Here is a 24201-nt window from a genome sequence, read left to right as displayed (position 1 = left end):
TGATGAGACTCACATCGAGATTGCAATTTTTGTTAAACAGACCGTAACTTTCCCGATAGAAATGAATAGACTATCCAAATTAGCAAAGTCTAAAGTGGGTTTACCCCATAGGCTTAGATTAAAACAATGACTATTCCCAAAATTTGAAGCAGTAGCCAAGCGATGCTTTATCGCCTACTCCCTAAAAATAACCACTAACAACGTGATTAGATAGGCACTGATTACCAGTGATAAAAACCTACGACTTCTGACAGGGAATAACGTCATCTTGGCAAAAATTTGAGAGGTTAAACACTATGGCGACAATGAAGGATGTTGCCCAGCTTGCGGGAGTGTCGACAGCTACGGTATCTCGAGCATTAATGAATCCAGAAAAAGTCTCTTCTTCAACAAGAAAAAGAGTCGAAGATGCCGTCCTTGAAGCGGGCTATTCTCCAAATTCATTAGCGCGTAATCTACGTAGAAACGAATCAAAAACGATTGTTACCATCGTTCCTGACATCTGTGATCCTTACTTTTCTGAAATCATTCGTGGTATCGAAGACGCCGCTATGGAACATGGCTACCTCGTACTGCTCGGTGACAGCGGCCAGCAGAAAAAGCGTGAAAGCTCGTTTGTGAATCTAGTGTTCACCAAACAAGCCGATGGCATGTTACTGCTTGGCACCGACCTGCCATTTGATGTCAGCAAGCCAGAACAGAAAAACCTGCCACCAATGGTCATGGCTTGTGAGTTTGCGCCAGAGCTAGAATTACCAACCGTGCACATTGACAACCTAACGTCTGCTTTTGAAGCGGTCAATTACCTAACTCAACTTGGCCATAAACGCATAGCACAAATTTCAGGGCCAGACACAGCGGTATTGTGCCAGTTCCGCCAGCAAGGTTATCAACAAGCCTTGCGTCGCGCGGGGATCAGTAAAGACCCACAATACAGCGTTATCACTGAGTTTTCTTTTGACGGCGGCGCGAAAGCTGTACGTAAGTTGCTAGAACTTCCAGAGCCACCAACTGCGATTTTCTGCCACTGCGACACCATGGCAATCGGCGCAATCCAAGAAGCGAAACGACTCGGTCTGCGCGTTCCGCAAGATCTGTCAGTGGTTGGTTTCGATGATATCAACTTTGCTCAATACTGCGATCCACCGTTAACGACCATTTCTCAACCTCGTTATGAAATTGGCCGCCAAGCGATGCTTATGATGCTTGAACTCCTTAAAGGTCATGACGTTCATTCAGGTTCACGCTTACTAGAAACTAAGCTTGTTGTCCGTGGTAGCGCAGCGCCACCGCAACGCGCCTAAGCGCTCGGTAGTCCAACGCGACTATCATGTAAACTAACGATAAGCGGTGCCCATTGGCGCCGCTTTTTGTATTCTCTATCTGATACGTAGCTATCAAGATTACATCAATAGGGTGTTTTCTCGACCCGTTCTGGATTACCATATTTGGAAGAATCCTTGATGACCAGAAGTAACCGTGGCAAACAGAGATTATGTGAGACGGGGGCGAGGCGCTCCAAAAAAGTCGACAAAAAAACAACCTCCCAAAAGAAAACCTTGGCGTAGTGGTCTACTTGCAATCTTGCTTGTGGGCGGTTTTGGCTATGGTCTGTATTTATTAAGTAACGATCCAGAACCGAAACCACCCGTGGTTCAACAACCTACCACGACCGTCAGTAAGCCAAAGCCGAAAAAGGATTTGCCACCACCACCTGAAGAGAAGTGGGAATACGTCGAATCTTTACCCAAGCGAGAAGTGGAAGTCGTCGCTAAAGAAATCGAAGTATCTAAAATCCCATACGTAATGCAGTGTGGCGCTTACAAAACCCAAGCGCAGGCCGAAGAACGAAAACTGGCTATTGCTTTCCAAGGTCTTTCGAGCAAAATTCGTAAGAAAGAAGGCAGTTCTTGGTACCGTGTTGTACTTGGCCCGTACAAGTTCAAACGCGATGCAGAGAAAGATCGCCACAAGTTGCAACGCGCGAAAATCGAACCGTGCGCAATTTGGAAAGAAAACTTCTAATCTCACAAAGACCAACCGCATTCGCTGTTGGTCTTTTTATTCCTCGCGTGTTATTGGCATCATCAGCGTTAGCAAATGTGAAAAACGCCCTCCCCTTGAATCCCAAGTTCCTCTCCCCCATATACTGAATTAAATCCAAAGAGAAATAATTAAGAGGTCGACTGTGACTACCATTGTATCTGTACGTCGAAATAACAAAGTCGTCATCGCGGGTGATGGCCAAGTATCTCTAGGCAATACCGTCATGAAAGGTAACGCGCGCAAAGTTCGCCGCCTATACAACAATAAAGTGCTTGCTGGTTTTGCTGGCGGTACAGCGGACGCCTTCACCCTATTTGAGCGCTTTGAAAGCAAACTACAAATGCACCAGGGCCATCTGACGAAAGCAGCCGTAGAACTGGCAAAAGACTGGCGCAGCGACCGAGCTCTTCGTAAGTTAGAAGCGTTGCTTGCTGTTGCAGACGAAACAGCATCACTCATCATCACTGGTAACGGCGATGTCGTTCAGCCAGAAAATGATTTGATTGCAATTGGTTCTGGTGGTGCATACGCACAAGCAGCCGCAACTGCACTTTTAGAAAATACTGACTTAGATGCACGTGAAATCGCGGAAAAGGCACTGAACATCGCTGGTGATATCTGTGTATTCACCAACCATCACCACACCGTAGAAGAACTAGACTCAACTGCAGAGCCTGAAACTCCAGCCGCGTAATCGTAACGAAGTAAGGAAAGAATATGTCTGAAATGACCCCTCGCGAAATCGTTCATGAACTGAACCGTCACATCATTGGTCAAGACAAAGCAAAACGTTCGGTTGCGATTGCCCTTCGTAACCGCTGGCGTCGTATGCAACTAGAAGAAAGCTTGCGCGTCGAAGTCACACCGAAGAACATTCTAATGATCGGTCCAACTGGTGTTGGTAAGACAGAGATTGCTCGTCGTCTTGCTAAACTAGCCAATGCGCCATTCATCAAAGTCGAAGCAACAAAGTTCACCGAGGTGGGTTACGTTGGTAAAGAAGTTGAAACCATCATTCGTGACCTGACTGATGTCGCAGTGAAGATGACCCACCAACAAGCGATGGAAAAAGTAAAATTCCGCGCGGAAGAGCAAGCTGAAGAGCGCATTCTCGATGCACTACTGCCACCGGCACGCGATAGCTGGGGTCAAGTCGAGCAGAAAGAAGACACCTCAAACACTCGCCAAATCTTCCGTAAAAAACTCCGTGAAGGTCAGCTAGACGATAAAGAGATTGAAATCGATGTAGCAGCGCCTCAAATGGGTGTGGAGATCATGGCACCTCCTGGTATGGAAGAAATGACCAACCAGCTACAAGGTATGTTCCAAAACCTTGCCGGCGACACCAAGAAAAAGCGTAAGCTAAAAATCAAAGACGCGATGAAAGCGCTGGCAGAAGAGGAAGCTGCAAAACTTGTAAACCAAGAAGAGCTAAAAGAAGCCGCGATTTTCAACGTAGAAAACAACGGTATTGTTTTCATTGATGAAATCGACAAGATTTGTAAACGTGGCGAAAGCTCTGGCCCGGACGTGTCTCGTGAAGGAGTGCAACGTGACTTACTTCCTCTGATTGAAGGCAGTACCGTTTCGACAAAACACGGCATGGTAAAAACAGACCACATTCTGTTTGTTGCATCCGGTGCATTCCAAGTTGCCAAGCCATCTGATCTCATTCCAGAACTGCAAGGCCGTCTGCCAATCCGTGTGGAATTGGAAGCACTGAGCAGCCACGACTTCAAACGTATTTTGACTGAACCTAAAGCGTCGCTGACTGAACAATACATTGCGCTGATGAAGACAGAAAACGTCGATATCGAATTTACCGAAGACGGTATCACGCAAATCGCAGAAGCGGCATGGACGGTAAACGAAACCACAGAAAACATTGGTGCTCGTCGTCTACATACCGTGATGGAACGTCTGATGGACGAAATCTCTTACGATGCAGCAGAGCAATCTGGTGCTAAGTTTGTGATTGATGCTGCTTACGTTAAAGAACGTTTAGGTGATACGATCGAAAACGAAGACCTAAGTCGCTTTATTCTGTAAATAGTAAGAATCAATTAGCCTATAGAATGACCTAGTGTAAATGTACATTTTTGGAAATTTTCATTTGGCTAATTTAAGTTCATTTAAGCCATTACCATAACACTACTTTTAATAGGAGTGGCTCTGGGGTAATGGCTTTATTTATCTACGCGAAAATGATACTAAACTTCAAAAAAAATATCCATAGACGATGAGAGCGCAATGCCTATACCTCTATGGATAACAAATTAAGTTTACTCTAATCTCGTAGCGCCATCTAACACGCGTTTTCACCTTATTGTAGGATGAGAACTTTTAGGCAACTAATCGAAATCTATGTTTAATATCAATTAGATGATTCCTCTTCCTGAATAAAGAAAGCGTACTCAGACATGGACTCTCAAATATAGAACCTGAAACAAATATAATTAAAGGTTTTGTATCTTATATTTCGTCACAATATTCGTTAGCTGTGACAGTAGGGCATTGCAAACGTGTGGATTGCACAGCTTGGTCAATCAATGCCGCTGACGTTCCAACCAACACAGACACAACAATGCCACTAGATGTAATTGTTCCTTTCGGGCCAAATACTGGCGCAGCAGTGATCACACCAGCAACACTCGCAGTTCCTGTAATTGCCTTACCAAGCGTTTGATACAAAGACATAAAAACTCCATTATTAACAAGTAAAAAAGGTTGTCGATGGCAACCCTTTCGATTGAATAACACACTTTGAAACTTCTCGTTTATCGTAATAAAAGGTCATTCAACTAAATGATATATATTCATAAATAGCTCAAATCAAAGTAGCTGACTTCCCTCACATCAACGTGTCAATAGAATGCTCTCCATCCAATCATCTACTTCACTTTCTACCCATGCCACCGCACGGTCACCTAAGTTGACCGACTTCGGGAAAGCATCATCGTTCATTTTTCGGTAGATAGCCGATCGGCTTAATTCAGTCTTTTCCATCACTTCTTTCGGCTTTAAAATCTCATGGGACCTACTCCTAATTCATTTACCCATGGGATAACGCTGTGGGTTAGAAAAAACGTTCAGGACTCTTATTCACTCTGAATCTAATTACTTTCAGATATATGTCCTCTTAGTGAAGTACCTATCGTTTAACACTTGGAGGACCTATGTCGAGCAATCACCTTCACTACCAAAAACAAAAGAAACATCAAGAAAATGAAATCCTAGAGCATGCTGCTGAAATCCTAGCTAACCGCTACGTTCGAGGTAATGCCCTTTGTAACCCTGAAGCAACCAAAGAGTATGTTCGATTCAAACTAGCCAGCTCGGAGCACGAGGTTTTCGCTCTGCTATTACTTGATAGCCAACACCGTGTCATCGAGTTTAAATCACTCTTTAAAGGCACCATTGACTCCGCCAGCGTCTATCCGCGCGAGGTCGTCAAAAGCGTTTTGGAAGTAAATGCTGCGGCGGTCATTCTGGCGCATAACCACCCTTCTGGTGACCCTTCCCCATCTCAAGCGGATAGGCGTATCACACGCAAGCTTATCGACGCTTTAGCGTTAGTGGATGTCAGGGTGCTTGACCATATCGTTGTAGGAGAAAGTAGTGTCTCGTTTGCAGAAAAGGGGTGGCTATGATCAACACAATTTATGGTGGTGTTTCTTTAGCGCCACAATTGCATCAACTATTGGAAAATCTATTGAAGGGGTACTCTTTACCTGACAATGCCAAACAGTTGCTCCTAACTTGCCGCCAATTAAGCTACTACCGCCATGGCCGAGGTATTCATCCTGTTGAAGTGCAGTTCCAACGCACTGCAAATTCAGAGCCCTGGCAGATTGTCTTCTTTATCAGCTTTTCTTACCCTTTTGAGAGCGCGCTCAACGTTCAACCTGAACTGTACTTTCATCTTGCCAAGGGATGGTGTTATCAGCCCGATACAGGGGCGGTAAACCTTGAACATCCAGAAGTAATCGACCTTCTTCAGGTATGGATGAAAACGTTCGCTCGACATCTTTCAAGCATGGATTTTGACGAGATCGATTTATCCATCGTTGGAAAGTAAGCCTCTGCCCCCTTAATCACGACACTTCATGACGCAGGCGTGACAAATTGCGTCGTATCATTTCCGCTTAAAATATTGATACGACAAGCTTTGTCGCGCCTTTTTGATATTGTCATATCCAACAGAACGAACCTTGTTGAACTGACCATGACGCAACCTAACCAAACTCAGTATCACCTTGAGCTTATCTTGGCGATTTACAACCTTATTCCTTACAATAAGAAAGTCACCGCCAGGCAAATTCAAGCTCAACTGTCCCCGCTTGGTTTAGAGCGCTCCTTGCGTACTATCCAACGTAATCTGTCCGCTATCTGTGCCATGTTTCCCAATGTAATGGTGGATGATAGAGACAAACCCTTTGGTTACCAAAAAACCGAAACTCTGAAGATGAGCACGACGGCTCACGAAGCGGTATTGATCTATTGGCTCATAGAGTCAACCAAGCATCATCTGCCTAGCAGCCTTGCTCCACTCTTAGATGACCTCCTTTCGAACATAACTCCTGAAGACATCAATAACATACAAAATCATTGGTCATCCAAAGTTCCTATCACAGCCCCACCCCCATTGAGTAAACACACTCAAGTCGATATCCAAATTTTTCAGATTGTATGTCTAGCGACACTTCAACAACGTCTTATCTCATTAAAGATAAACAAAGGAGACGGCACTCTACGCCTAGCTAACGTTCAACCAATAAGTCTCGTACTCCATCACGGCAGCCCTTATCTCGTTTGGCGTACACACACGCATACCAAGTTGAACACCTTACCTCTTAGCAACATCCAGGAGGCCACCATGTCGAGCTTTCGCTTTGAACTTCAAACGGATGCAACTCTGCTCGCCTCTGAAGTTCAAGAGCTGTTTGATATCGCTAGCTCTCATCTTGAATTCAACACAATAGTCCCCTCTAAAACTTACTATGGAGAAATAGAATGAACCTATCTAAAACCCTACTTACCACTGCTCTCTTTTCCGCTCCTTTCGCCTTAATCGGGTGTGGAGGCTCTTCTGGCGGGAGCGACCATAACGACTTAGGACAGCCGTATCAATTTGGTGGTGCTGTACAGAAAGGCCCTCTACAACCTGGCTCCGTCGTCACTGCCTATGAACTTAACCAAGACTTAGAAAAGACCGATACCTCGTACACCACTCAAATCGAGGACTATGAAGGTAATTACAACATGAATGAGCGGTTCAATACGCCTTATGTCGAGCTCGTTGCACAGGGAAATTACTTTAATGAGCTCACAGGAAAAAGTGATGAACAGATGCGCATGAGCGCTTTTGTCGATATGAACGCGACGACACAAGTGAACTTCAATGTTGCTACAGCGGCCATGAAAGCCAGTATCATGGCAAAGGTACAAGCCGGACAGTCCTTTGATGAGGCGGTACATGAAACCACCTCTGAGCTGCTAAGCCTTTACAGTTATGACCCTGCGCAATGGGCAGACGATATTAACTTCTATAACGTCAACCTTTCTAACGCTGGCGATACCAGCACTGTGCTGCTCGTTATCTCTGCAAGTACTTTAACCATGGCGACCGAAAACGGACTCACGTTAGAGCAACAAATCGAGAAAATTGGTCAGGTCTTGTTAGAGCCTAAGTCCGTTCAGTTTGAAGAGATGAAACAAGCATTAACCCAGTACAGCCTCGCACTATACAAAACTGCCGCTTATGAAAATACTCAGAAGTACTACGCAGACAACGGTCTAGACTTTGATATTCCACACGTGGATTACTTCATCGACATCGATGGTGACGGCGTGCTACCTAACAAAGACTTGCCTGTATTCGCTTACACCTCTGGGCTATCACTAGCTGCAACTGAAGAATCTATTGGTGAAGAAGTACCTGCTGGCGTTGGTGCTATCGACTACCAAGGTCGTCCTATGACATTCGAAGTTATTGGTGAATTCAAACACGGTGAAATCGCATCGATTGAATACACTGATAGTGGTGTTAGCATTTGGTACCGTCTAACTGACGTAAACATCGACGCAACTATCGATGACTGCGTTACCATCAACACGGTAAAACCTGCACCTGCTAACTTTACCTACGATGCATGTGTTACTCTAACCAAACAGTAATCTTCAGCAGATCGTAAAAATAGGAGGCCTAGCTTCCTATTTTTTTGTCAGACTCCCAATGTCATTATGGAGCACAACGAAGCGTATTCAGAAATAATACATGAATAACTAAGTACGTGAGACGGCATTTACACTGACACAGACGTAGGGTCCTGAGGACGGATATCATTAACACTACTGTTGTTATCGAGGCCAATATACCAGCGGCGCATGACCGGACTACCCAATGCTGTGTGCTTATCTAGTATACTCCGAATGGCAGATTGAAACTAAGAGGCTATATGCTATTCCAGTTATCTCTACACTTATAATCAATCTAAAGAGCAATCACGTTTCGAAATACTAAACAGGTGTGTATATTGGCTATCATCCTTGACTCGTTCCAAAGCAACGTTTTCCTTCACCATAATGCTTCGTTCTATTTTTGGCAAAGTAACTGAGTCTTGTAAAGAGGGCCTGGTATTTATTCTCGAAGTCATATTTATTTTGATCTAAGTAATGTGTACCTTTATAAACAAGTTGAACCAACCTATCTGCATTATCAACATACTCTCCTAGTGCACTACTCCATGCATCCATAATGAGTCTTACTAAACTCTCTTCATTATCTCTATAACCGCTACTAAAATATCTATCTTTATTAAAAAACAGGACAAGGTGATAGTGGTCATTGTTAGATTTATTTCTTTCTCTACACCAAACATATCGTAGGTGACATGGATATACCCTTTTCTCACTCGCTTTCATTCTTTTTTCTTGCGCTTTTATTTTTGCCTTCAATGATTCAAAGAATCGTTTAATTATGTTTTTTTGATTAAATGTATTGTTCAAAACCTCATCTCTGCGAAGTATATCTTTTTCACTATCAGAAACAGGAAGTCTCAAATCCAGTCTTAACGCATGAACTCTCTTATAGTCTTTTAATGCTTTAGACATGGTTAATATGATCCGATCTAGATAGTGTGTATTGAGTTCACTGACCGGATAAAGAACCTCTAAACCTTTGTAAGTATAAATCATCATTCATTCTCTTTGGTATTAATCCAAAGATATGAATTACTGTGTTATTTAATACATGGTATTTAAGGAGAGCATACTAATTCTACTAAGGTAGTGGTATCTAGGATATGAGTACTTCTTTAAGTATGTGTTATGTATGTATATTAACCATACCAACATATCGGGTAAGAGTTCAGTCTAAGCCTCCTGTATAACAGATGCAAAAGAGCGACTCTGAAGTTAGCGACAACCATGAGGAATTAGTTAATGTCAGCGTTTAACTTACATCTCCGGCTAAAACTACATTGTAGTTTTATAGGCACAAATCCAAATAGATTGAAACTACATTGTAGTAAATATAAGATACTAGTTGCTATACATTAACATTTCAGAGGGTTTAATTATGGGAAATTACAATGTCAAAATTGAAGATGAAACTATGGGAAGATTCTATGCTCGTCAGCTATCAACACATGATATTAGAGCAGTATGGGAAGAATCATTAAGTATTAAAGAAAATGAAAGTATAATAAATGCCGCTCTTAAATCATATTCATTCGAAGATTGCAAAAGGATTGTCGGGGAAATAGAAGAAAAATATAATTCAATTTTATATATAAAAAATGAAATAAGAAAAAATGAAAGATTTTGTAATTTTTCATGGTTTTATATTCAAAAAAAACCATCAGGGAAAATATCATTGAATCCAAATGGAAGCAGTTTTAAAGAAAGAGTAGCCTGGGTAATATCATATATAAGAAAGGTAAATAGAAGCAAGCATAGCCATATTGAACTAGAGAGGGCTATTGTAAGAAAGTGGTATTTATCACTTGATAAAACTGAGATCATTTCATGGTTGAAAGATGATGAAGAAAAAATAAAATGGGCATGGAGCTACATACTTAAACATGAGCCTTTGGTTATTAAATATATTTGGAATAATAAAAAATCAACGCAAGACCTAAAAGATTTCATTATCGCTTTTTTTGATACAATTGAAGAGAACAAAAGAGACATTACTATTAAAAGGATAAAAAAGGCATGGAATCAAAAGAAGTTTAGAGATAAAGTTCAATCTAAAAAGCAATATTGTATAAACTTATCTGAAAGCAGCAATGAAAAACTTAAAGCTATATCAATTTCAAAAAACATGAAAAGAAATAAAGTTATAGAATCACTCATAAATAATGAATTCTTAAGGCTATAGGAACTTCGCTGTATTGCTTTTAATACTCATATTAGTTTACTTAATCGTCTCCTATTTGATTTAAGTTAATAGTGTACATAAAAATTTATGTCTATACTGGGCACATTGGTTACTAGCACGAAATTTCCATGAAACAATCTCTACAGATCTGGCTTGAAGCCGCTCGTCCAAAAACATTACCTCTGGCATTGGTCTCTATCTTAACTGGTAGCGTGCTCGCCTACTCGGCGGGTCATTTCTCACTGACGATTGCCATCATGGCTTTCGTAACCGCGACATTGCTGCAAATTCTGTCCAACCTGGCAAACGACTATGGCGATGCCGTTCAAGGTACAGATAACGACAAACGCCTCGGCCCATTGCGAGCGATGCAGTCTGGCGCGGTAAGTGCGAAACAAATGAAACAAGCGATTATCTTTAATATCGTTCTGACCGCTATTTCAGGCCTGGTGTTAGTTTTCTATTCACTAAGTTCATTGGAAAGCATTGTCACTTTTATCGGGCTGGGAATTTTGGCCATTCTCGCAGCCATTGCTTATACCATGGGTAGTAAACCATACGGTTACGTGGGGCTTGGCGATATATCAGTGTTCTTGTTTTTTGGTCTACTCGGCGTATCCGGTACCTACTTCTTGCATACCGGTCACGTAGACACCTCGCTATTCTTACCTGCTTTAGGCTGCGGTTTACTTGCCGTTGCAGTACTCAATATCAACAATATGCGTGATATAGAGAACGACCGAGACTGTGGTAAACGCACGGTTGCAGTACGCTTGGGTCAACGTAAAGCCAAACAGTACCACTTTATTTTACTTGGCGGAGCTATCCTTGCCTTTGCGGCTTACTTGTTAATTCAAGACAAACCCGTTTGGATTAGCTTGCCATTTTTACTTAGTATTTATTTCGTGGCCGATCATGGTAAAGCTGTTTGGCATACACAAAAGCCCGCTCAGATAGCACCAATGATGCCAGTCATCGTGAAATGCTCTTTAGTCACCAACGTTTTGTTTGCAACAATTGTGGTAGCTCAAACTCTAGTAAGTTAAAAAAGGATTGTCATTGCATTGACTTAATGCCTAGATATACTCAAAGACAACCAATTTCTGTTTAGAAAGGTACGCTATGGAATACAATACCTCAGCACTCTGTGATATCTACCTCGATCAGGTAGATGTGGTTGAACCAATGTTCAGTAACTTTGGCGGTCGCGCTTCATTTGCCGGGCAAATCACCACCATCAAGTGTTTTGAAGATAATTCGTTGATCCGCGAGACATTAGAGCAAGATGGACTTGGTCGCGTTTTGTTAATTGACGGTGGCGGTTCCCTACGTAAGGCCCTTATCGATGCAGAAATCGCAACCATTGCGGAAGAAAACGAATGGGAAGGTATAGTCGTTTACGGCTGTGTTCGTGAAGTAGATGAACTTGAAGATATGAACTTAGGCATTCAAGCTTTGGCATCGATTCCCGTTGGCGCGGCAAACCAGGGCATTGGTGAGCTAGATGTGCCCGTAAACTTCGGCGGCGTTAGCTTCCTTCCAGAAGATTACATCTACGCCGACAACACTGGCATCATTCTATCTCCAGAGCCACTTAATATTGACCTTGAGTTAGATGATACGGTCGAAGAGTAGTTTCCGATAGCCAGTCACCTTTTGTTGACTAAAGCGCTGCTCATACCCAAATACACAAACACCCGCCGAAGCGGGTGTTTTTAATTCTGGATGAAGAAGGGAAATTATTCCACTTCGTCCATTTTGCCAAGTAGTGCACGAATGCGCTCTTGCCACTGTGCGTGCTCTTGCTGAGCTTGCTGAGCTTTTTGCTCTAGATCTTCACGTTGAGAACGAAGCTCGTTTGCTTCTGCTTCTAGTTTTACTTTGTCTTCTTTCAGCTCTTCAACTTCCATCTGAAGAAGAGTGATTGTGTCAACTGCAGTTTGAATTTTAGATTCTAGTTGTTCTAGTACTTCAAAAGACATCTTGGCCTACCTATGTTATTCCGTTGGGACGATGCACGAGATTGGTGTGCAGCTTACCTATATAAGGTCATTCTACTCAGCGTCGCGATGAGAAACACTCACTATATTCGATATTTCGCATCATTCGGTTAAAAAATCGGCGCAATCTCACTAAACGCTGACTTTTCTTATCGGCGAAGCATTTTTGTGCAAGGTATTTACGCCTCTCCGCGACAAAAATCACCCAAGTATTGATCAAATTCAACTTAGTTAAAGTAAAAGCTCAGCAAAAAGGCAAACGTTTAACTGCCGTTGTGATAGAATCGCCGCGCAAATTCCTCTTCCCTATTGCTTACTTGGAGACATCATGAAACGCGATTTAGCAATGGCATTTTCTCGTGTAACTGAAGGTGCAGCACTCGCTGGTTACAAATGGCTTGGCCGTGGTGACAAAAACGCAGCCGATGGCGCTGCTGTTGAAGTTATGCGCACTCTACTGAACAAAACAGACATCAGTGGTGAAATTGTCATTGGTGAAGGTGAAATCGATGATGCTCCAATGCTATACATCGGTGAGAAAGTTGGTCTAGGTGGCGATGAAGTGGATATCGCTGTTGACCCTATTGAAGGCACACGCATGACCGCAATGGGTCAATCGAACGCATTGGCAGTGCTTGCCGCGGGTGAAAAAGGCAGCTTTTTAAAAGCACCTGACATGTACATGGAAAAACTGGTTGTTGGCCCAGGTGCGAAAGGCGTGATCGATCTAGAAAAACCGTTGCAAGAAAACCTAGAAAACGTTGCTAGCGCGCTGAATAAAACGTTGGACACTCTGGTTGTCATCACTCTAGCAAAACCTCGCCACGATGATGTGATAGTAGAAATGCAAGCGATGGGTGTGCGTGTCTTCGCGGTGCCAGATGGCGACGTTGCTGCTTCTATCCTAACGTGTATGCCAGATAGTGAAGTGGACCTCATGTACTGCATTGGTGGTGCACCAGAGGGTGTGGTATCCGCAGCGGTGATTCGCGCACTTGATGGTGACATGCATGGCCGCCTTCTGCCTCGCCACGAAGTGAAAGGCGACACAGAGGAAAACCGTATTTACGGCGCAGCTGAACTACAACGTTGTGAAGAAATGGGCGTAAAAGCCAACGTCGTCCTAAAAATGGAAGACATGGCGCGCAGCGACAATGTCGTCTTCTCAGCAACAGGCATTACAAAAGGTGATTTGCTAGAGGGAATTTCTCGCCAAGGTAATATTGCGACAACAGAGACGCTACTCGTGCGAGGCCGTTGCCGAACCATTCGCCGTATCAAGTCGACCCATTACTTAGAGCGCAAAGATCCAGAAGTTCGCGATATCATTCTGTAATTTTGGTGTTCAGCATCGCAAAGGGTTGGCAAAGTGCCGACCCTTTTTGTTTTTGGCTCACCAAACCCCCACTCAAGTTAAGTCAATACTTTTCTTTACTAAGCCTATCGCGCATAATGTGTACGGAAATACAAATGGTGGGAATATGAAGACCGTAGATAGGATATTGCAAATCGTTAAGCGTGACGGGTCTGTCACTGCAAAACAACTCTCTTCTGAGCTTGGGATGACAACCATGGGTGCTCGCCAGCACCTGCAAGGTTTAGAAGATGATGGAATCCTGTCGATTCACGATGTAAAAGTAAAAGTCGGACGCCCTACTCGCCATTGGTCTTTAACCCAGAAGGGACATGAGCAATTTGCCGATCGTCATGGCGAACTCACAATCCAATTTATCGAAGCCGTGGAACACATCTTCGGTAAAGATGGCCTCGACAAAGTTACCTCCGAGCGCGAAAAACTGACTTTACAAAACTATCGCCAGCACCTCGACCAATGTGAGTCTTTAGAAAGCAAACTGGAAACTTTGGTTTTTCTGCGCGAAAAAGAAGGCTACATGGCAGAGCTTGAACAAGATGAGCACGGGTTTATCTTGATCGAGAATCACTGCCCGATTTGTAAAGCCGCCACGCGTTGCCCTAGTTTATGCAAATCTGAACTGAGTGTGTTCCAGTCCTTACTCGGAGACGACACGACCGTCGAGCGTACCGAGCATATCATTAGCGGTCAACGTCGCTGCGTTTACCGAATCCGCGCTTAGATTTCGGCCCTTTCGCTCTCTCTTATAAATGAGACAGGCCAATGATTCATCCTTTACCCTGATTCCTGTGGTGTACGCTTGTAGTATTGAACACGAGTATCCATATGGATTTGGAGAAAGGGATGAGAACTCTACACACTCACGTAACGCAAGTATTACCCTCATTTGATGAACTGGTTCAGATGGCCGAAAGCGATCCAGAAGGCTTTGAACAATTTCGCCACAAGATGGCAAAAGAAATGATAGAAAGCGCATCAGAAACGATGCAACCACGCTTATGGGCTCAGCAAAGCCATATTGATCGCGTTATTCGCAACTGTAAAAACCCTCATCACACCAACGTCGTGTTAATGAATGAACTACAAAAACAAGTCACAAAGTTCAGAGAAGCATTACAAGGAAAAGCGACGTCGGTTAAAACAGACAACGTAGTCGCCTTCAACAGAAACGATTTCTACTGATGTGAGAGTCACACCTTAGGCAGACTCCCACATTCATAAATCACTGTGGCTCAGGACCGTACTTATTCGGGCCTGATGTGCCTTTCAAAAAACCACACTCAATCAAAATCCAAAGCCCACAAATTAATGAAATCGAAGCAATGAACAGCTGTGGCGTTGAAGGCTCTTGCGCCATTGGGCTTGTCATCGGCGTTACGATGCGACCAATCACTAAAGGAATATTCAAGCCTAACCAGTAGATCGACTTGTCGCGGTCATGCCATCTCTTTGTCGTAATAGCCAAATCAGGAATGAGCAGTACCAACAAGAATATGGGCAGTAACAGGTAAGAAAACGCAGGAAACAACTTACTGATACCCGCACCAAAACCTATAATCGAAATGTAGTAAATCACATTCCAAATCCAATAGGTTTTGCGATCGATACGTCCGTGAAACGAAAACAGTAACTCTTTAGTCGACATCAATTTTTATCCAAAAATAGAAAGAATACAGATTAGCCGAGTCGGGTTAATTTGGGAAGAAACAACAAGTCGTGAGCAACGTCGGCCAAGCCTTATATTCAGTTCACCACTTTTTGAAAGCTGTCCACATCCATATCTCTAATGTTAACCGTTAAACTGTGTACATGACTTGCCTGTTCTTGAAGTACAGCCATTAAAGCTCGCGATAATTCTCGCTTTTGTTCAGGCGTTCGGCCAGACAACAAATCAAAATTGATATGGATAAAATCGAGGCTGTCACCCGCTTCACCAATTAGCCAGTTATGACATCTTAACGTTCTTGATTTCACAGAGGCCAACTCAAAAAGGCCACTCTCTAACGCAGCCTTATGTAAGTCTTCCAGCAAACCTTGTACATTGACTCGCTCTTCCACTGAGTTCGAATACTCTAAAACTAAGTTTGGCATTTTGATTCCTTTCTACAACATAAAAAATTCAGTGCGTAGTAATACCAATCTAGCCAGCAATTTCCGAGGAATGAACTATCATTCTGTCTACGCGATCACCAATCGATTGCTTTTGATAAAAATAACAGAACAACTTCGACTCCAGACGGAGAGAGAAAGCCACATAAGACATGATACCAATCATGATCTGTTCATATTATTCTGTTATATTCCTACGTAGATTTTTTACATTAATAGACTATTTACATTAAAGATAAGGGAGATATTCCTATGCGTCGTCCTGTAGTGATGGGTAACTGGAAACTAAACGGCAGCAAAGCAATGGTAACTGAGCTGCTAACTGGTCTTAACGCTGAGCTTGAAGGCGTTGAAGGTGTTGACGTAGCAGTAGCTCCACCAGCACTTTACATCGACCTAGCTGAGCGTCTAATCGCAGAAGGCGGTAACAAGATCATCCTAGGTGCTCAAAACACTGACCTAAACAACAGCGGTGCTTTCACTGGCGACATGTCTCCAGAAATGCTGAAAGATTTCGGTGCTACTCACATCATCATCGGTCACTCAGAGCGTCGTGAATACCACAACGAATCTGACGAGTTCATCGCTAAGAAATTCAACTTCCTAAAAGAAAACGGCCTAACGCCTGTTTTCTGTATCGGTGAATCTGAAGCTCAAAACGAAGCTGGCGAAACTGAAGCAGTATGTGCACGTCAAATCAACGCAGTTATCGACACTTACGGTGTTGAAGCTCTAAACGGCGCAATCATCGCTTACGAACCAATCTGGGCTATCGGTACTGGTAAAGCAGCAACAGCTGAAGATGCACAACGCATCCACGCTTCTATCCGCGCACTAATCGCAGCGAAAGACGAAGCAGTTGCAGCACAAGTAATCATCCAATACGGCGGTTCTGTTAAGCCAGAAAACGCTGAAGCTTACTTCTCACAACCAGACATCGACGGTGCTCTAGTTGGCGGCGCTTCTCTAGACGCTAAGAGCTTCGCAGCAATCGCTAAAGCAGCGGCAGCAGCTAAAGCTTAATTTCGCTTTTATTAAGCAGAAATAACAAAGGGATGCATCATGCATCCCTTTTTGTTTGCCTACGATCTAATGAGTTTTGTCATTCCGAGGAGCCTAAGCGACATCAGGAATCTACTAACCGCATGTGTCAAACCCAAAGTTAAGTAACGAAAAACGCCTTACATCAAAACAAAGAACCTAATCGCACTTCCAGTTATTCCTACTTAATTCCATCCAACCAACGAACTCTATTCACTTACCCTGACCTCAAGATTTAGTATTGACCTATGCTTGTTCAAGGAGGAGCAATCGACATGACAACACCAATATCAGACATCGCCAGTGTGATTCACTATGGTGGGAAACATACCGTCACTGGCTCTTGTCATGAATTGAAACTGCCACACGGTAGCATCTTGATCGATTGCGGACTCTTTCAAGGCAAAGACATCCATTTTGGTAATCGCAAGGCATCACTGGATATTGAGTTTCCGGTTAAACACATCAAAGCATTAGTCCTGACTCATGCTCATATCGACCATATTGGACGCCTACCTTGGTTACTGGCTGCTGGATTTAAAGGTCCCATTTACTGCACCAAAGCAGCAGCCGAACTAGTACCGCTCATGTTAGAAGATGGATTAAAGCTGCAACTGGGTTTGAACTACCATCAGCGTCAACAAGTCCTCAATGTCATTAAAAAACAGCTAAAACCTCATGACTACCAACAATGGCTGCCACTTGGCAAACAATGTTACCTGCGCTTTCAACCAGCAGGGCACATTCTTGGTTCCGCTTACGTGGAATTCAAACTCCCCAATCATGAAATCATCGTGTTTTCCGGCGATCTAGGTCCGTCCAATACCCCGCTCTTACCCGATCCAAAGACGCCAAAGCGTGCCGACTATCTGTTCATAGAGTCCACATACGGCAACAAAGAGCATGAAGACATTGCCACTCGAACTGAGCGCTTGAACACCATTATCGATCACGCACTGCAAGACGGTGGCGTAATTCTGATCCCGGCTTTCAGCGTAGGACGTACGCAGGAACTGTTATTCGATATTGAGCAACTGATTCACCAACGCGACTTGTCGTCTTCTTTGCCAATTATCCTAGACTCACCGCTTGCGAAAAGAGTCACGAAGACCTACCGCCGTTTCAAAAAACTATGGGGAAAAGAAGCAAAACAAAAGCTCAACAACCATCGTCATCCCCTCGCCTTTGAACAATGCATTACTGTAGAAAACCATCGAGAACATCAAGCATTAGTGAATCGACTAGCCTCCACCGACGAGCCTGCGATTGTCGTCGCGGCATCCGGTATGTGCGAAGGAGGAAGAATCGTCAATTACTTAAAAGCACTCTTACCAGACAAAAGAAATGATGTGTTGTTTGCAGGCTATCAAGCGCAAGGGACATTAGGTCGAGAAATCCAATCAGGCAATATCGATAGCCAATCAATCGAAGCCAACGCACAGATCCATACCATCTCTGGATATTCTGCACATGCAGACCAAAGCGACTTATTGAAGTTTGTTACTGGTATTCCAGCACAACCAAAAGCCGTGCATTTGATACATGGAGAGAAAGAAGCAAAAAAAGAGTTAGGAGAGAAGTTGGAAGCAGAGGGAATTGAAGTGACTTATTAAACTAATATCAGCCGACTTTAGAACGATATAACCTAGTTCTTACTTATTGTTAATCAGTTAAAACAGCATAAGAATTTGAATATCAACGTGCTTTAACTAAGCTTTGTACGTCAGAAAGCCATGTTAAAGCACATTGGTAACGAGACTGAACAACTATGCAGGTTCAACAACCTTTACGGTTGGTGTTTTAGCCAGCTCAGCACTAGACGCTTTTTTGTATAGGTTCTCGTAGCAGTAGTTTGTCGCCTCGATGTAACCTTCTACACTGCCGCAGTCAAAACGCTGACCTTTAAATTTGTAAGCAATAACACAACCAGATTGCGCTTGTTGCATCAATGCGTCAGTAATTTGGATTTCTCCACCTTTGCCTGGCTCTGTATTTTCGATAAGATCAAAAATATCTGGCGTTAAGATATAGCGACCAATAATTGCTAAGTTACTTGGTGCTGTGCCTGGTTCTGGCTTCTCTACCATGTTATCAATTCGGAAGATGTCATCTTTGATCATCTCACCGGCAATTACACCGTATTTATGAGTTTCAGTTTCTGGAACTTCTTGAACCGCAACAATAGAGCAACGGAACTGCTTGTACAGCTCAACCATTTGCGCTAATACGCCCTGCTCTTCATTCACACAAAGGTCGTCTGCTAGCACAACAGCAAATGGCTCATCACCCACCAACTCACGACCAGTCAAGATAGCATGACCAAGACCTTTCATCTCACGTTGACGGATATATGTGTAACTCGCTGAATCAATCAAAGAACGGATATCGTCCAACAGTGCTTCTTTGCTTGTTCCTGAAATTTGATGTTCCAACTCATAGTTTTTATCGAAGTGGTCCATCAAAGAGTGTTTGCCACGACCGGTGACAATGCACATGCCATTCATGCCAGCTTCAATCGCCTCTTCAACACCATATTCAATCAATGGCTTATTAACTACCGGCATCATTTCTTTCGGCATGGATTTGGTTGCAGGTAGAAAACGAGTACCGTAGCCTGCTGCAGGGAAAAGACATTTTTTAATCATTTTTAAATTCACCAACTGTAAAAAAGGCCCTCATGCATGAGAGCCATATATTATCGTTATACTAAAAATTTAATCACTACCAAACAAGTCACGCGTGTAAACTTTATCCGCAACGTCAGCTAACTCTTCCACCATGCGGTTAGATACAATCACATCCGCACTTTGTTTGAACTCATTCAGGTCTTTAACCACTCGAGAGTTAAAGAAATCTTCTTCTTTGAGTACTGGTTCGTAAACTACGACCTCAACACCTTTCGCCTTGATACGCTTCATGATGCCCTGAATAGAAGAAGCACGGAAGTTATCCGACCCCGCCTTCATGATTAAACGATAAATACCGACAACCTTTGGTTCGCGCTTAAGAATAGCTTCAGCCACAAAATCTTTACGAGTGCGGTTAGCATCAACAATCGCACCAATGATGTTGTTGGGTACATCTTGGTAATTGGCTAAAAGCTGTTTAGTGTCTTTTGGTAAGCAGTAACCACCGTAACCAAATGATGGGTTGTTGTAATGATTACCGATACGAGGATCTAAGCCAACACCTTCAATGATTTGACGAGCATCCAAGCCATGCGCTTCTGCGTAAGAATCCAGCTCGTTAAAGTATGCTACACGCATAGCAAGGTAGGTGTTTGAAAATAGTTTTACTGCTTCAGCTTCTGTAGAGTCAGTAAAAAGAACTTGAATATCGTCTTTTACTGCCCCTTCCACTAGCAAGCCAGCAAACACTTCGGCACGTTCACTGCGCTCACCAACAATAATACGTGATGGATAAAGATTATCGTAAAGCGCTTTACCTTCTCGCAAGAACTCAGGGGAGAAGATGACATTCTCACACCCCAACTGTTCCTTAATGCGAGCAGTATAGCCAACAGGAACAGTAGACTTAATCACCATTACTGCTTCAGGGTTAATTGACATAACATCTTTAATCACCGCTTCAACAGAAGATGTATTAAAGTAATTAGTTTGTGGATCGTAATCTGTAGGAGTTGCAATAACAACGTATTCTGCGTTTTGGTAAGCTCTCTGCTTATCCGTTGTTGCCAAAAAGTTTAGCTCTTTGTGTGCCAAAAAGTGTTCAATTTCGGTATCAACAATCGGCGACTTACGTCGGTTCAGTAAATCAACCTTCTCAGAAATGATATCTAAAGCGACCACCTCGTGATTCTGGGCTAACAACATAGCGTTAGAAAGCCCAACATAGCCAGTCCCAGCAACTGCGATTTTCATGGATTAATCCTTCATTTATTTTTGGCTGAGGATAGCAAAAATCGAAAGATTGTACTATCGAATCGAGGTTAGATTGATACAACTAGTACCTTAAATTTAGAGAGTTTGTGCTGCCAAGCTTTTTCATCAGGCAACCTTTAGTATTCAAGGTATACTCTTTCTAAAGAAAATAAACTATACTTTGACTTCTTTCGCTAATTGGCTAGTCAACTTTAAAATACTAATTCTATGGCAAACGGTATCAGTAATACTCTTCAAAAAAGAGAAGATTCTGAATTATCTCAGAATAACGCAGTCAAGATTACTCATATACAACCCGCACTTAATACAAACTCGGTTAATAATTGCATATATATATATTGCCCAGTCACAGATGAAGATAAAATATCTTCAGTATTAAAAAGGCATCCAGAGATCACAGCTAAGGTCAATGACTACAGTATTCGCGATTTCAAGAACAAAACATTATGCCACTTTAAAAGCTCTAACTTAGAGCCGGAACAACAAGCGTATCTCGTTGCAGCGACGGAACTTGGCGCATGGGTAGAGCCCTTAGTTAGCTACTTTGATAGGCAACTCGGCTACACAGAGACAGAATTACTCCATAGTGGCTATTTTCTTCACCAAAAAGCGTTTTCGATCCTATCTAATAGGAAGAACAGTTGGCAAAAAAGAGCAATTGACCTAGTGTTTGTCTTTATGCTGGCTTGGATAGCCATTCCTGTGGGATTAATCGCTGCTCTTTTAATCAAGATGGAGTCACCTGGTCCCGTATTCTTCAAGCAAAGGCGTACAGGGCAGTACAATGTGGAATTTGACGTAATCAAATTTCGTTCCATGCGAAATGATGCAGAGAAAGATGGAGCGAAATGGGCAACGAAAAACGATGCTCGTGTTACACGAGTAGGCAAGTTTATTCGTAAAACACGCATTGACGAACTACCACAGTTAATTAACGTATTAAAAAATGAGATGTCAATGGTAGGTCCACGTCCAGAGCGAGAAGTCTTCATTTCAGAATTAGAAAAAGAGATCCCTTATTATCGCTTTCGTCACGCTGTAAAACCAGGGGTTACGGGTTTAGCTCAAGTAAGGTATCCATATGGGGCTTCAATTGAAGATGCAGTTTGGAAACACAAGTATGACATATACTACATCAAACATCAGAATTGGATCATGGAAGTAAAAGTGTTGCTACTCACGGTTAAAACGGTTTTGTTTGGGATGGGACGTTAGTAAAAATAACGTTTATACAAAAGAGCTGTAATGCAACTCTCTATCAGCTCTTTTGTATCTTGTACATAATAGCAATAATTAAAAGGTCTTTTTTGAACGGTGCTTTATTGTTCCTTTAATTGCATATATAGAGAAAGTAAGCATACTACGGGGAAAGCTCAAACCAATAACCTCCCTATAAAACCGCCATTGATAGGATAAAACACTAAGTTTGTTTGATGTCATTCCAGAATCCATACGATACTTCGCTAACACTTGTGGTAAGCAATATGCTTTTGGAATATCTTTCAATATATCTAGCCACAACCCCATATCTTGTCGCTTCCTGATTAGAGGCATATAGCGTTTGCCTAAAACATGAACATCATATACAGCAGTAAGACAGCCTATAACATTACTATACATTAATTTTTTATATGTAGTATATTTAGGGGCTAACACAACATTAATAGGTTCATCACTCGTAAACCGACTATAATAAGTATAAGTCAATGCGTAGTTATTTTTTAGCATAAAAGAGATTTGCTCCGCTAGTTTTTCTCTCATCCACAAGTCGTCAGAATCTAGAAAAGCGATAAATCTACCTTTAGATTTTTCTATTGCGACGTTACGACTTGCTCCAGCCCCTTTATTTGAATCATTCTGAAAAGTATAAATATTAGAGTACAATGCAGAGTACTTAGTGATAATTTCCCACGTATCATCTGTAGATTTATCATCAATGATAATTAATTCCCAGTTGCCGTAAGTTTGGTCTAATACACTATTAATACTTTCAACAACTGTTTTTCCCGAATTGTATGTCGGCATGACAATTGAAACTAATTTTTCATCATTACGCATAATCACCACTAATTATAGAACAGGTTAAATGTATACATAGTTACTAGCAATATGCTCGAACAGCAACGCCAGCACAATCTATATTGTACTTTTTTATATGGGCTGGAATAACGACTGACTCTCCTTTTGTTATTTCTAATAAATTACCTTCATATGAAAAACAAACCTTACCTTGTATACAGAGAATTATCTCAGGAGAAAAAACATCAACACACGCTCTAGTCTTTGTTAATATATCGACATTAAAATCATCCACTGGAACATTAAAAGTTGTACATCCAAAGTCAACACTTCCTTTTAAGATCAGGTCAGTATATTGAATTGACTCGAACTTCGTGTTTGCAACTAACTCTTCAACATCAATATACTTGGGCGTTAAACCTGCTCTCAAAACATTATCAGAGTTAGCCATGACTTCCACCCCTAATCCATGGATATAGGCATGAGGGGTTTCAGCATACAAGAACATAGCCTCACCAGGTTGCAACTCAACAACATTTAAAAATAACGGAGCAAACAAGCCAACATCTTCAGGGTAAAGATGAGAAAAGCGAGAGATAAGCAATGAAGCTTGGTATGCAAAATGGTCTTTATCTATCGCTTTTAACGCGTTAAGAAGCTGACTAATTGCCTGCGCTTTAAGTTCCCCTTTTAATGTAAGAATGGCAGCAAAAAACTCAGCAAGAGTTAATGGGTTAGGATCTTGTTTAAAAGGTTGAAAAACATCTTCTAGAACTGGAAGGTCAATAGCATCAAAGTTGGCAACAATCTGTGCAAACTCTCGAAAACCATTCATAGCTAAATAAGGAGTGAGAGCATACACAAGCTCAGGTTTGTGATTTGCATCCTTATAATTGCGATTTGCTGCATCTAGAGGTATCCCTTGCTCGTTCTCTTTAGCAAAGCCTAATTCGGCAGCTTTTTTCGATGGATGGACTTGTATGGATAGCGGCTCTTCTGCTGCTAGAACTTTCATAAGAAAAGGAAGCGATGAGAAATTCTCCTTAGTTTCCTTCCCTAGCCAATAGTCTGGGTTATTGGAAATAACATCACATAAAGATACATCAACACCTGCTTGAGAAATACTGGAGCTAGCGGAGGGATGAGCTCCCATCCATATTTCAGCTTGGTGCTCTAAATTTGAATTATCGAAACCAAAGTAGTCTCGAATCGCAGTACGACTTCCCCAAGGAAAGTTCTTTACTGGGTTATTTAAAGTGTAAATCATAAAACCGACGCTCAAAAAGATAGAGCTATGCTTTAGCGCATAACTCCATTATTGGTTAC

27 protein-coding genes are annotated in these 24201 nt (G+C 42.3%); 17 read left to right on the top strand and 10 right to left on the bottom strand.

Features of this window, described 5'->3' with window-relative positions; all coding sequences use genetic code 11:
- Window positions 1–257 precede the first annotated feature (257 nt).
- From cytR to hslU, 4 genes are all read left to right on the top strand, one after another.
- Window positions 258–1304, top strand: coding sequence for a DNA-binding transcriptional regulator CytR (gene cytR, locus NL646_RS15805; protein ID WP_254894148.1), 1047 nt, complete (start codon window positions 258–260; stop codon window positions 1302–1304).
- Between the two features lie 175 nt (window positions 1305–1479).
- Complete coding sequence (ftsN, locus tag NL646_RS15800; RefSeq protein WP_005481405.1) at window positions 1480–2025, top strand: cell division protein FtsN; 546 nt, start codon at window positions 1480–1482, stop codon at window positions 2023–2025.
- A 163-nt stretch (window positions 2026–2188) separates the two neighbouring features.
- Window positions 2189–2740 carry an ATP-dependent protease subunit HslV gene (gene hslV / locus NL646_RS15795; RefSeq protein ID WP_005489705.1) on the top strand — a complete coding sequence of 184 codons (552 nt, stop codon included), beginning with the start codon at window positions 2189–2191 and terminating at the stop codon, window positions 2738–2740.
- A 23-nt stretch (window positions 2741–2763) separates the two neighbouring features.
- A complete protein-coding gene (hslU, locus tag NL646_RS15790; protein ID WP_005489452.1) occupies window positions 2764–4095 on the top strand; it encodes an HslU--HslV peptidase ATPase subunit in 1332 nt (443 codons plus the stop codon).
- Window positions 4096–4518: 423 nt separating this feature from the next.
- Here hslU and NL646_RS15785 read toward each other — a convergent pair whose 3' ends face one another.
- Both NL646_RS15785 and NL646_RS15780 read right to left on the bottom strand, forming a co-directional pair.
- Entirely contained in the window at window positions 4519–4743 is a 225-nt protein-coding gene (locus NL646_RS15785; RefSeq protein ID WP_005489715.1) for a hypothetical protein, read from the bottom strand.
- A 159-nt stretch (window positions 4744–4902) separates the two neighbouring features.
- Complete coding sequence (locus NL646_RS15780; RefSeq protein ID WP_257390322.1) at window positions 4903–5073, bottom strand: AlpA family transcriptional regulator; 171 nt, start codon at window positions 5071–5073, stop codon at window positions 4903–4905.
- Between the two features lie 149 nt (window positions 5074–5222).
- Here NL646_RS15780 and radC point away from each other — a divergent pair, with 149 nt between their 5' ends.
- From radC to NL646_RS15760, 4 genes are all read left to right on the top strand, one after another.
- Window positions 5223–5696 (top strand): DNA repair protein RadC, encoded by a 474-nt coding sequence (radC, locus tag NL646_RS15775; protein WP_253664430.1) that lies wholly within the window; start codon window positions 5223–5225, stop codon window positions 5694–5696.
- A complete protein-coding gene (locus tag NL646_RS15770) occupies window positions 5693–6124 on the top strand; it encodes a DUF2787 family protein (RefSeq protein WP_253664429.1) in 432 nt (143 codons plus the stop codon). Before radC ends, NL646_RS15770 begins: the two co-directional genes overlap by 4 nt.
- 147 nt (window positions 6125–6271) lie before the next feature.
- The gene (locus tag NL646_RS15765; protein WP_253664428.1) at window positions 6272–7063 is read left to right on the top strand and encodes a YafY family protein; all 792 of its coding nucleotides are present in this window, start codon (window positions 6272–6274) and stop codon (window positions 7061–7063) included.
- Window positions 7060–8223 (top strand): hypothetical protein, encoded by a 1164-nt coding sequence (locus NL646_RS15760; protein ID WP_253664427.1) that lies wholly within the window; start codon window positions 7060–7062, stop codon window positions 8221–8223. Before NL646_RS15765 ends, NL646_RS15760 begins: the two co-directional genes overlap by 4 nt.
- Window positions 8224–8589: 366 nt before the next feature.
- Here the strand turns inward: NL646_RS15760 and NL646_RS15755 are convergent, their stop codons facing one another.
- Window positions 8590–9246, bottom strand: a complete 657-nt coding sequence (locus tag NL646_RS15755; protein ID WP_253664426.1) for an inovirus Gp2 family protein — start codon at window positions 9244–9246, stop codon at window positions 8590–8592.
- 379 nt (window positions 9247–9625) lie between these two features.
- Between NL646_RS15755 and NL646_RS15750 the strand changes: the two genes are divergently transcribed.
- From NL646_RS15750 to rraA, 3 genes are all read left to right on the top strand, one after another.
- Complete coding sequence (locus NL646_RS15750; protein WP_253664425.1) at window positions 9626–10429, top strand: hypothetical protein; 804 nt, start codon at window positions 9626–9628, stop codon at window positions 10427–10429.
- A gap of 128 nt (window positions 10430–10557) precedes the next feature.
- Window positions 10558–11475 carry a 1,4-dihydroxy-2-naphthoate polyprenyltransferase gene (locus NL646_RS15745; RefSeq protein ID WP_253664424.1) on the top strand — a complete coding sequence of 306 codons (918 nt, stop codon included), beginning with the start codon at window positions 10558–10560 and terminating at the stop codon, window positions 11473–11475.
- A gap of 76 nt (window positions 11476–11551) precedes the next feature.
- Window positions 11552–12064, top strand: coding sequence for a ribonuclease E activity regulator RraA (rraA, locus tag NL646_RS15740; RefSeq protein ID WP_020904308.1), 513 nt, complete (start codon window positions 11552–11554; stop codon window positions 12062–12064).
- A gap of 104 nt (window positions 12065–12168) precedes the next feature.
- On the opposite strand, the gene zapB is transcribed toward rraA, so the two are convergent.
- Window positions 12169–12411: a cell division protein ZapB gene (zapB, locus tag NL646_RS15735; protein WP_005481417.1), complete on the bottom strand. Its 243-nt coding sequence runs from the start codon at window positions 12409–12411 to the stop codon at window positions 12169–12171.
- 346 nt (window positions 12412–12757) lie between these two features.
- Here zapB and glpX point away from each other — a divergent pair, with 346 nt between their 5' ends.
- The 3 genes from glpX to NL646_RS15720 all read left to right on the top strand — a co-directional run bounded on the left by glpX (window position 12758) and on the right by NL646_RS15720 (window position 14986).
- Complete coding sequence (glpX, locus tag NL646_RS15730; RefSeq protein WP_140316673.1) at window positions 12758–13765, top strand: class II fructose-bisphosphatase; 1008 nt, start codon at window positions 12758–12760, stop codon at window positions 13763–13765.
- A gap of 145 nt (window positions 13766–13910) precedes the next feature.
- Complete coding sequence (locus NL646_RS15725) at window positions 13911–14525, top strand: metalloregulator ArsR/SmtB family transcription factor (RefSeq protein ID WP_005489474.1); 615 nt, start codon at window positions 13911–13913, stop codon at window positions 14523–14525.
- A 104-nt stretch (window positions 14526–14629) separates the two neighbouring features.
- Window positions 14630–14986 (top strand): DUF3135 domain-containing protein, encoded by a 357-nt coding sequence (locus NL646_RS15720; protein ID WP_031832382.1) that lies wholly within the window; start codon window positions 14630–14632, stop codon window positions 14984–14986.
- Between the two features lie 40 nt (window positions 14987–15026).
- Here the strand turns inward: NL646_RS15720 and NL646_RS15715 are convergent, their stop codons facing one another.
- Complete coding sequence (locus NL646_RS15715) at window positions 15027–15449, bottom strand: DUF805 domain-containing protein (RefSeq protein ID WP_024703427.1); 423 nt, start codon at window positions 15447–15449, stop codon at window positions 15027–15029.
- A 98-nt stretch (window positions 15450–15547) separates the two neighbouring features.
- Window positions 15548–15895: a 5-carboxymethyl-2-hydroxymuconate Delta-isomerase gene (locus NL646_RS15710; RefSeq protein WP_005489609.1), complete on the bottom strand. Its 348-nt coding sequence runs from the start codon at window positions 15893–15895 to the stop codon at window positions 15548–15550.
- Between the two features lie 270 nt (window positions 15896–16165).
- On the opposite strand from NL646_RS15710, the gene tpiA reads away from it, so the two are divergent.
- Both tpiA and NL646_RS15700 read left to right on the top strand, forming a co-directional pair.
- On the top strand, window positions 16166–16936 hold the full coding sequence (gene tpiA, locus NL646_RS15705) for a triose-phosphate isomerase (protein ID WP_005466271.1): 771 nt from the start codon (window positions 16166–16168) through the stop codon (window positions 16934–16936).
- A gap of 293 nt (window positions 16937–17229) precedes the next feature.
- Window positions 17230–18567, top strand: a complete 1338-nt coding sequence (locus NL646_RS15700) for an MBL fold metallo-hydrolase RNA specificity domain-containing protein (protein ID WP_253664423.1) — start codon at window positions 17230–17232, stop codon at window positions 18565–18567.
- Window positions 18568–18720: 153 nt separating this feature from the next.
- Here the strand turns inward: NL646_RS15700 and galU are convergent, their stop codons facing one another.
- Both galU and NL646_RS15690 read right to left on the bottom strand, forming a co-directional pair.
- Complete coding sequence (gene galU / locus NL646_RS15695; protein ID WP_024700406.1) at window positions 18721–19599, bottom strand: UTP--glucose-1-phosphate uridylyltransferase GalU; 879 nt, start codon at window positions 19597–19599, stop codon at window positions 18721–18723.
- A gap of 69 nt (window positions 19600–19668) precedes the next feature.
- On the bottom strand, window positions 19669–20835 hold the full coding sequence (locus NL646_RS15690; RefSeq protein WP_253664422.1) for a nucleotide sugar dehydrogenase: 1167 nt from the start codon (window positions 20833–20835) through the stop codon (window positions 19669–19671).
- Window positions 20836–21063: 228 nt separating this feature from the next.
- Between NL646_RS15690 and NL646_RS15685 the strand changes: the two genes are divergently transcribed.
- Window positions 21064–22071 (top strand): sugar transferase, encoded by a 1008-nt coding sequence (locus NL646_RS15685; protein WP_025508046.1) that lies wholly within the window; start codon window positions 21064–21066, stop codon window positions 22069–22071.
- A gap of 78 nt (window positions 22072–22149) precedes the next feature.
- Here the strand turns inward: NL646_RS15685 and NL646_RS15680 are convergent, their stop codons facing one another.
- Both NL646_RS15680 and manA read right to left on the bottom strand, forming a co-directional pair.
- The gene (locus NL646_RS15680) at window positions 22150–22914 is read right to left on the bottom strand and encodes a glycosyltransferase family 2 protein (protein WP_253664421.1); all 765 of its coding nucleotides are present in this window, start codon (window positions 22912–22914) and stop codon (window positions 22150–22152) included.
- A 43-nt stretch (window positions 22915–22957) separates the two neighbouring features.
- On the bottom strand, window positions 22958–24142 hold the full coding sequence (gene manA / locus NL646_RS15675; RefSeq protein WP_025508050.1) for a mannose-6-phosphate isomerase, class I: 1185 nt from the start codon (window positions 24140–24142) through the stop codon (window positions 22958–22960).
- Window positions 24143–24201: the final 59 nt, after the last annotated feature.

The sequence above is a fragment of the Vibrio sp. Y20_XG_PY13 genome (assembly GCF_024181925.1).
GTDB lineage: Bacteria > Pseudomonadota > Gammaproteobacteria > Enterobacterales > Vibrionaceae > Vibrio > Vibrio parahaemolyticus.
This window is presented reverse-complemented; position numbering and strand designations above follow the sequence as displayed.

What these genes read in the sequence shown, in the direction of transcription:
- hslU (WP_005489452.1), top strand. Translation starts at nt 2,764, where the DNA reads ATGTCTGAAATGACCCCTCGCGAAATCGTTCATGAACTGAACCGTCAC.
- NL646_RS15785 (WP_005489715.1), bottom strand. Translation starts at nt 4,743, where the DNA reads ATGTCTTTGTATCAAACGCTTGGTAAGGCAATTACAGGAACTGCGAGT.
- radC (WP_253664430.1), top strand. Translation starts at nt 5,223, where the DNA reads ATGTCGAGCAATCACCTTCACTACCAAAAACAAAAGAAACATCAAGAA.
- NL646_RS15770 (WP_253664429.1), top strand. Translation starts at nt 5,693, where the DNA reads ATGATCAACACAATTTATGGTGGTGTTTCTTTAGCGCCACAATTGCAT.
- NL646_RS15765 (WP_253664428.1), top strand. Translation starts at nt 6,272, where the DNA reads ATGACGCAACCTAACCAAACTCAGTATCACCTTGAGCTTATCTTGGCG.
- NL646_RS15760 (WP_253664427.1), top strand. Translation starts at nt 7,060, where the DNA reads ATGAACCTATCTAAAACCCTACTTACCACTGCTCTCTTTTCCGCTCCT.
- NL646_RS15755 (WP_253664426.1), bottom strand. Translation starts at nt 9,246, where the DNA reads ATGATGATTTATACTTACAAAGGTTTAGAGGTTCTTTATCCGGTCAGT.
- NL646_RS15750 (WP_253664425.1), top strand. Translation starts at nt 9,626, where the DNA reads ATGGGAAATTACAATGTCAAAATTGAAGATGAAACTATGGGAAGATTC.
- NL646_RS15745 (WP_253664424.1), top strand. Translation starts at nt 10,558, where the DNA reads ATGAAACAATCTCTACAGATCTGGCTTGAAGCCGCTCGTCCAAAAACA.
- rraA (WP_020904308.1), top strand. Translation starts at nt 11,552, where the DNA reads ATGGAATACAATACCTCAGCACTCTGTGATATCTACCTCGATCAGGTA.
- zapB (WP_005481417.1), bottom strand. Translation starts at nt 12,411, where the DNA reads ATGTCTTTTGAAGTACTAGAACAACTAGAATCTAAAATTCAAACTGCA.
- glpX (WP_140316673.1), top strand. Translation starts at nt 12,758, where the DNA reads ATGAAACGCGATTTAGCAATGGCATTTTCTCGTGTAACTGAAGGTGCA.
- NL646_RS15725 (WP_005489474.1), top strand. Translation starts at nt 13,911, where the DNA reads ATGAAGACCGTAGATAGGATATTGCAAATCGTTAAGCGTGACGGGTCT.
- NL646_RS15720 (WP_031832382.1), top strand. Translation starts at nt 14,630, where the DNA reads ATGGATTTGGAGAAAGGGATGAGAACTCTACACACTCACGTAACGCAA.
- NL646_RS15715 (WP_024703427.1), bottom strand. Translation starts at nt 15,449, where the DNA reads ATGTCGACTAAAGAGTTACTGTTTTCGTTTCACGGACGTATCGATCGC.
- NL646_RS15710 (WP_005489609.1), bottom strand. Translation starts at nt 15,895, where the DNA reads ATGCCAAACTTAGTTTTAGAGTATTCGAACTCAGTGGAAGAGCGAGTC.
- tpiA (WP_005466271.1), top strand. Translation starts at nt 16,166, where the DNA reads ATGCGTCGTCCTGTAGTGATGGGTAACTGGAAACTAAACGGCAGCAAA.
- NL646_RS15700 (WP_253664423.1), top strand. Translation starts at nt 17,230, where the DNA reads ATGACAACACCAATATCAGACATCGCCAGTGTGATTCACTATGGTGGG.
- galU (WP_024700406.1), bottom strand. Translation starts at nt 19,599, where the DNA reads ATGATTAAAAAATGTCTTTTCCCTGCAGCAGGCTACGGTACTCGTTTT.
- NL646_RS15690 (WP_253664422.1), bottom strand. Translation starts at nt 20,835, where the DNA reads ATGAAAATCGCAGTTGCTGGGACTGGCTATGTTGGGCTTTCTAACGCT.
- NL646_RS15685 (WP_025508046.1), top strand. Translation starts at nt 21,064, where the DNA reads ATGGCAAACGGTATCAGTAATACTCTTCAAAAAAGAGAAGATTCTGAA.
- NL646_RS15680 (WP_253664421.1), bottom strand. Translation starts at nt 22,914, where the DNA reads ATGCGTAATGATGAAAAATTAGTTTCAATTGTCATGCCGACATACAAT.
- manA (WP_025508050.1), bottom strand. Translation starts at nt 24,142, where the DNA reads ATGATTTACACTTTAAATAACCCAGTAAAGAACTTTCCTTGGGGAAGT.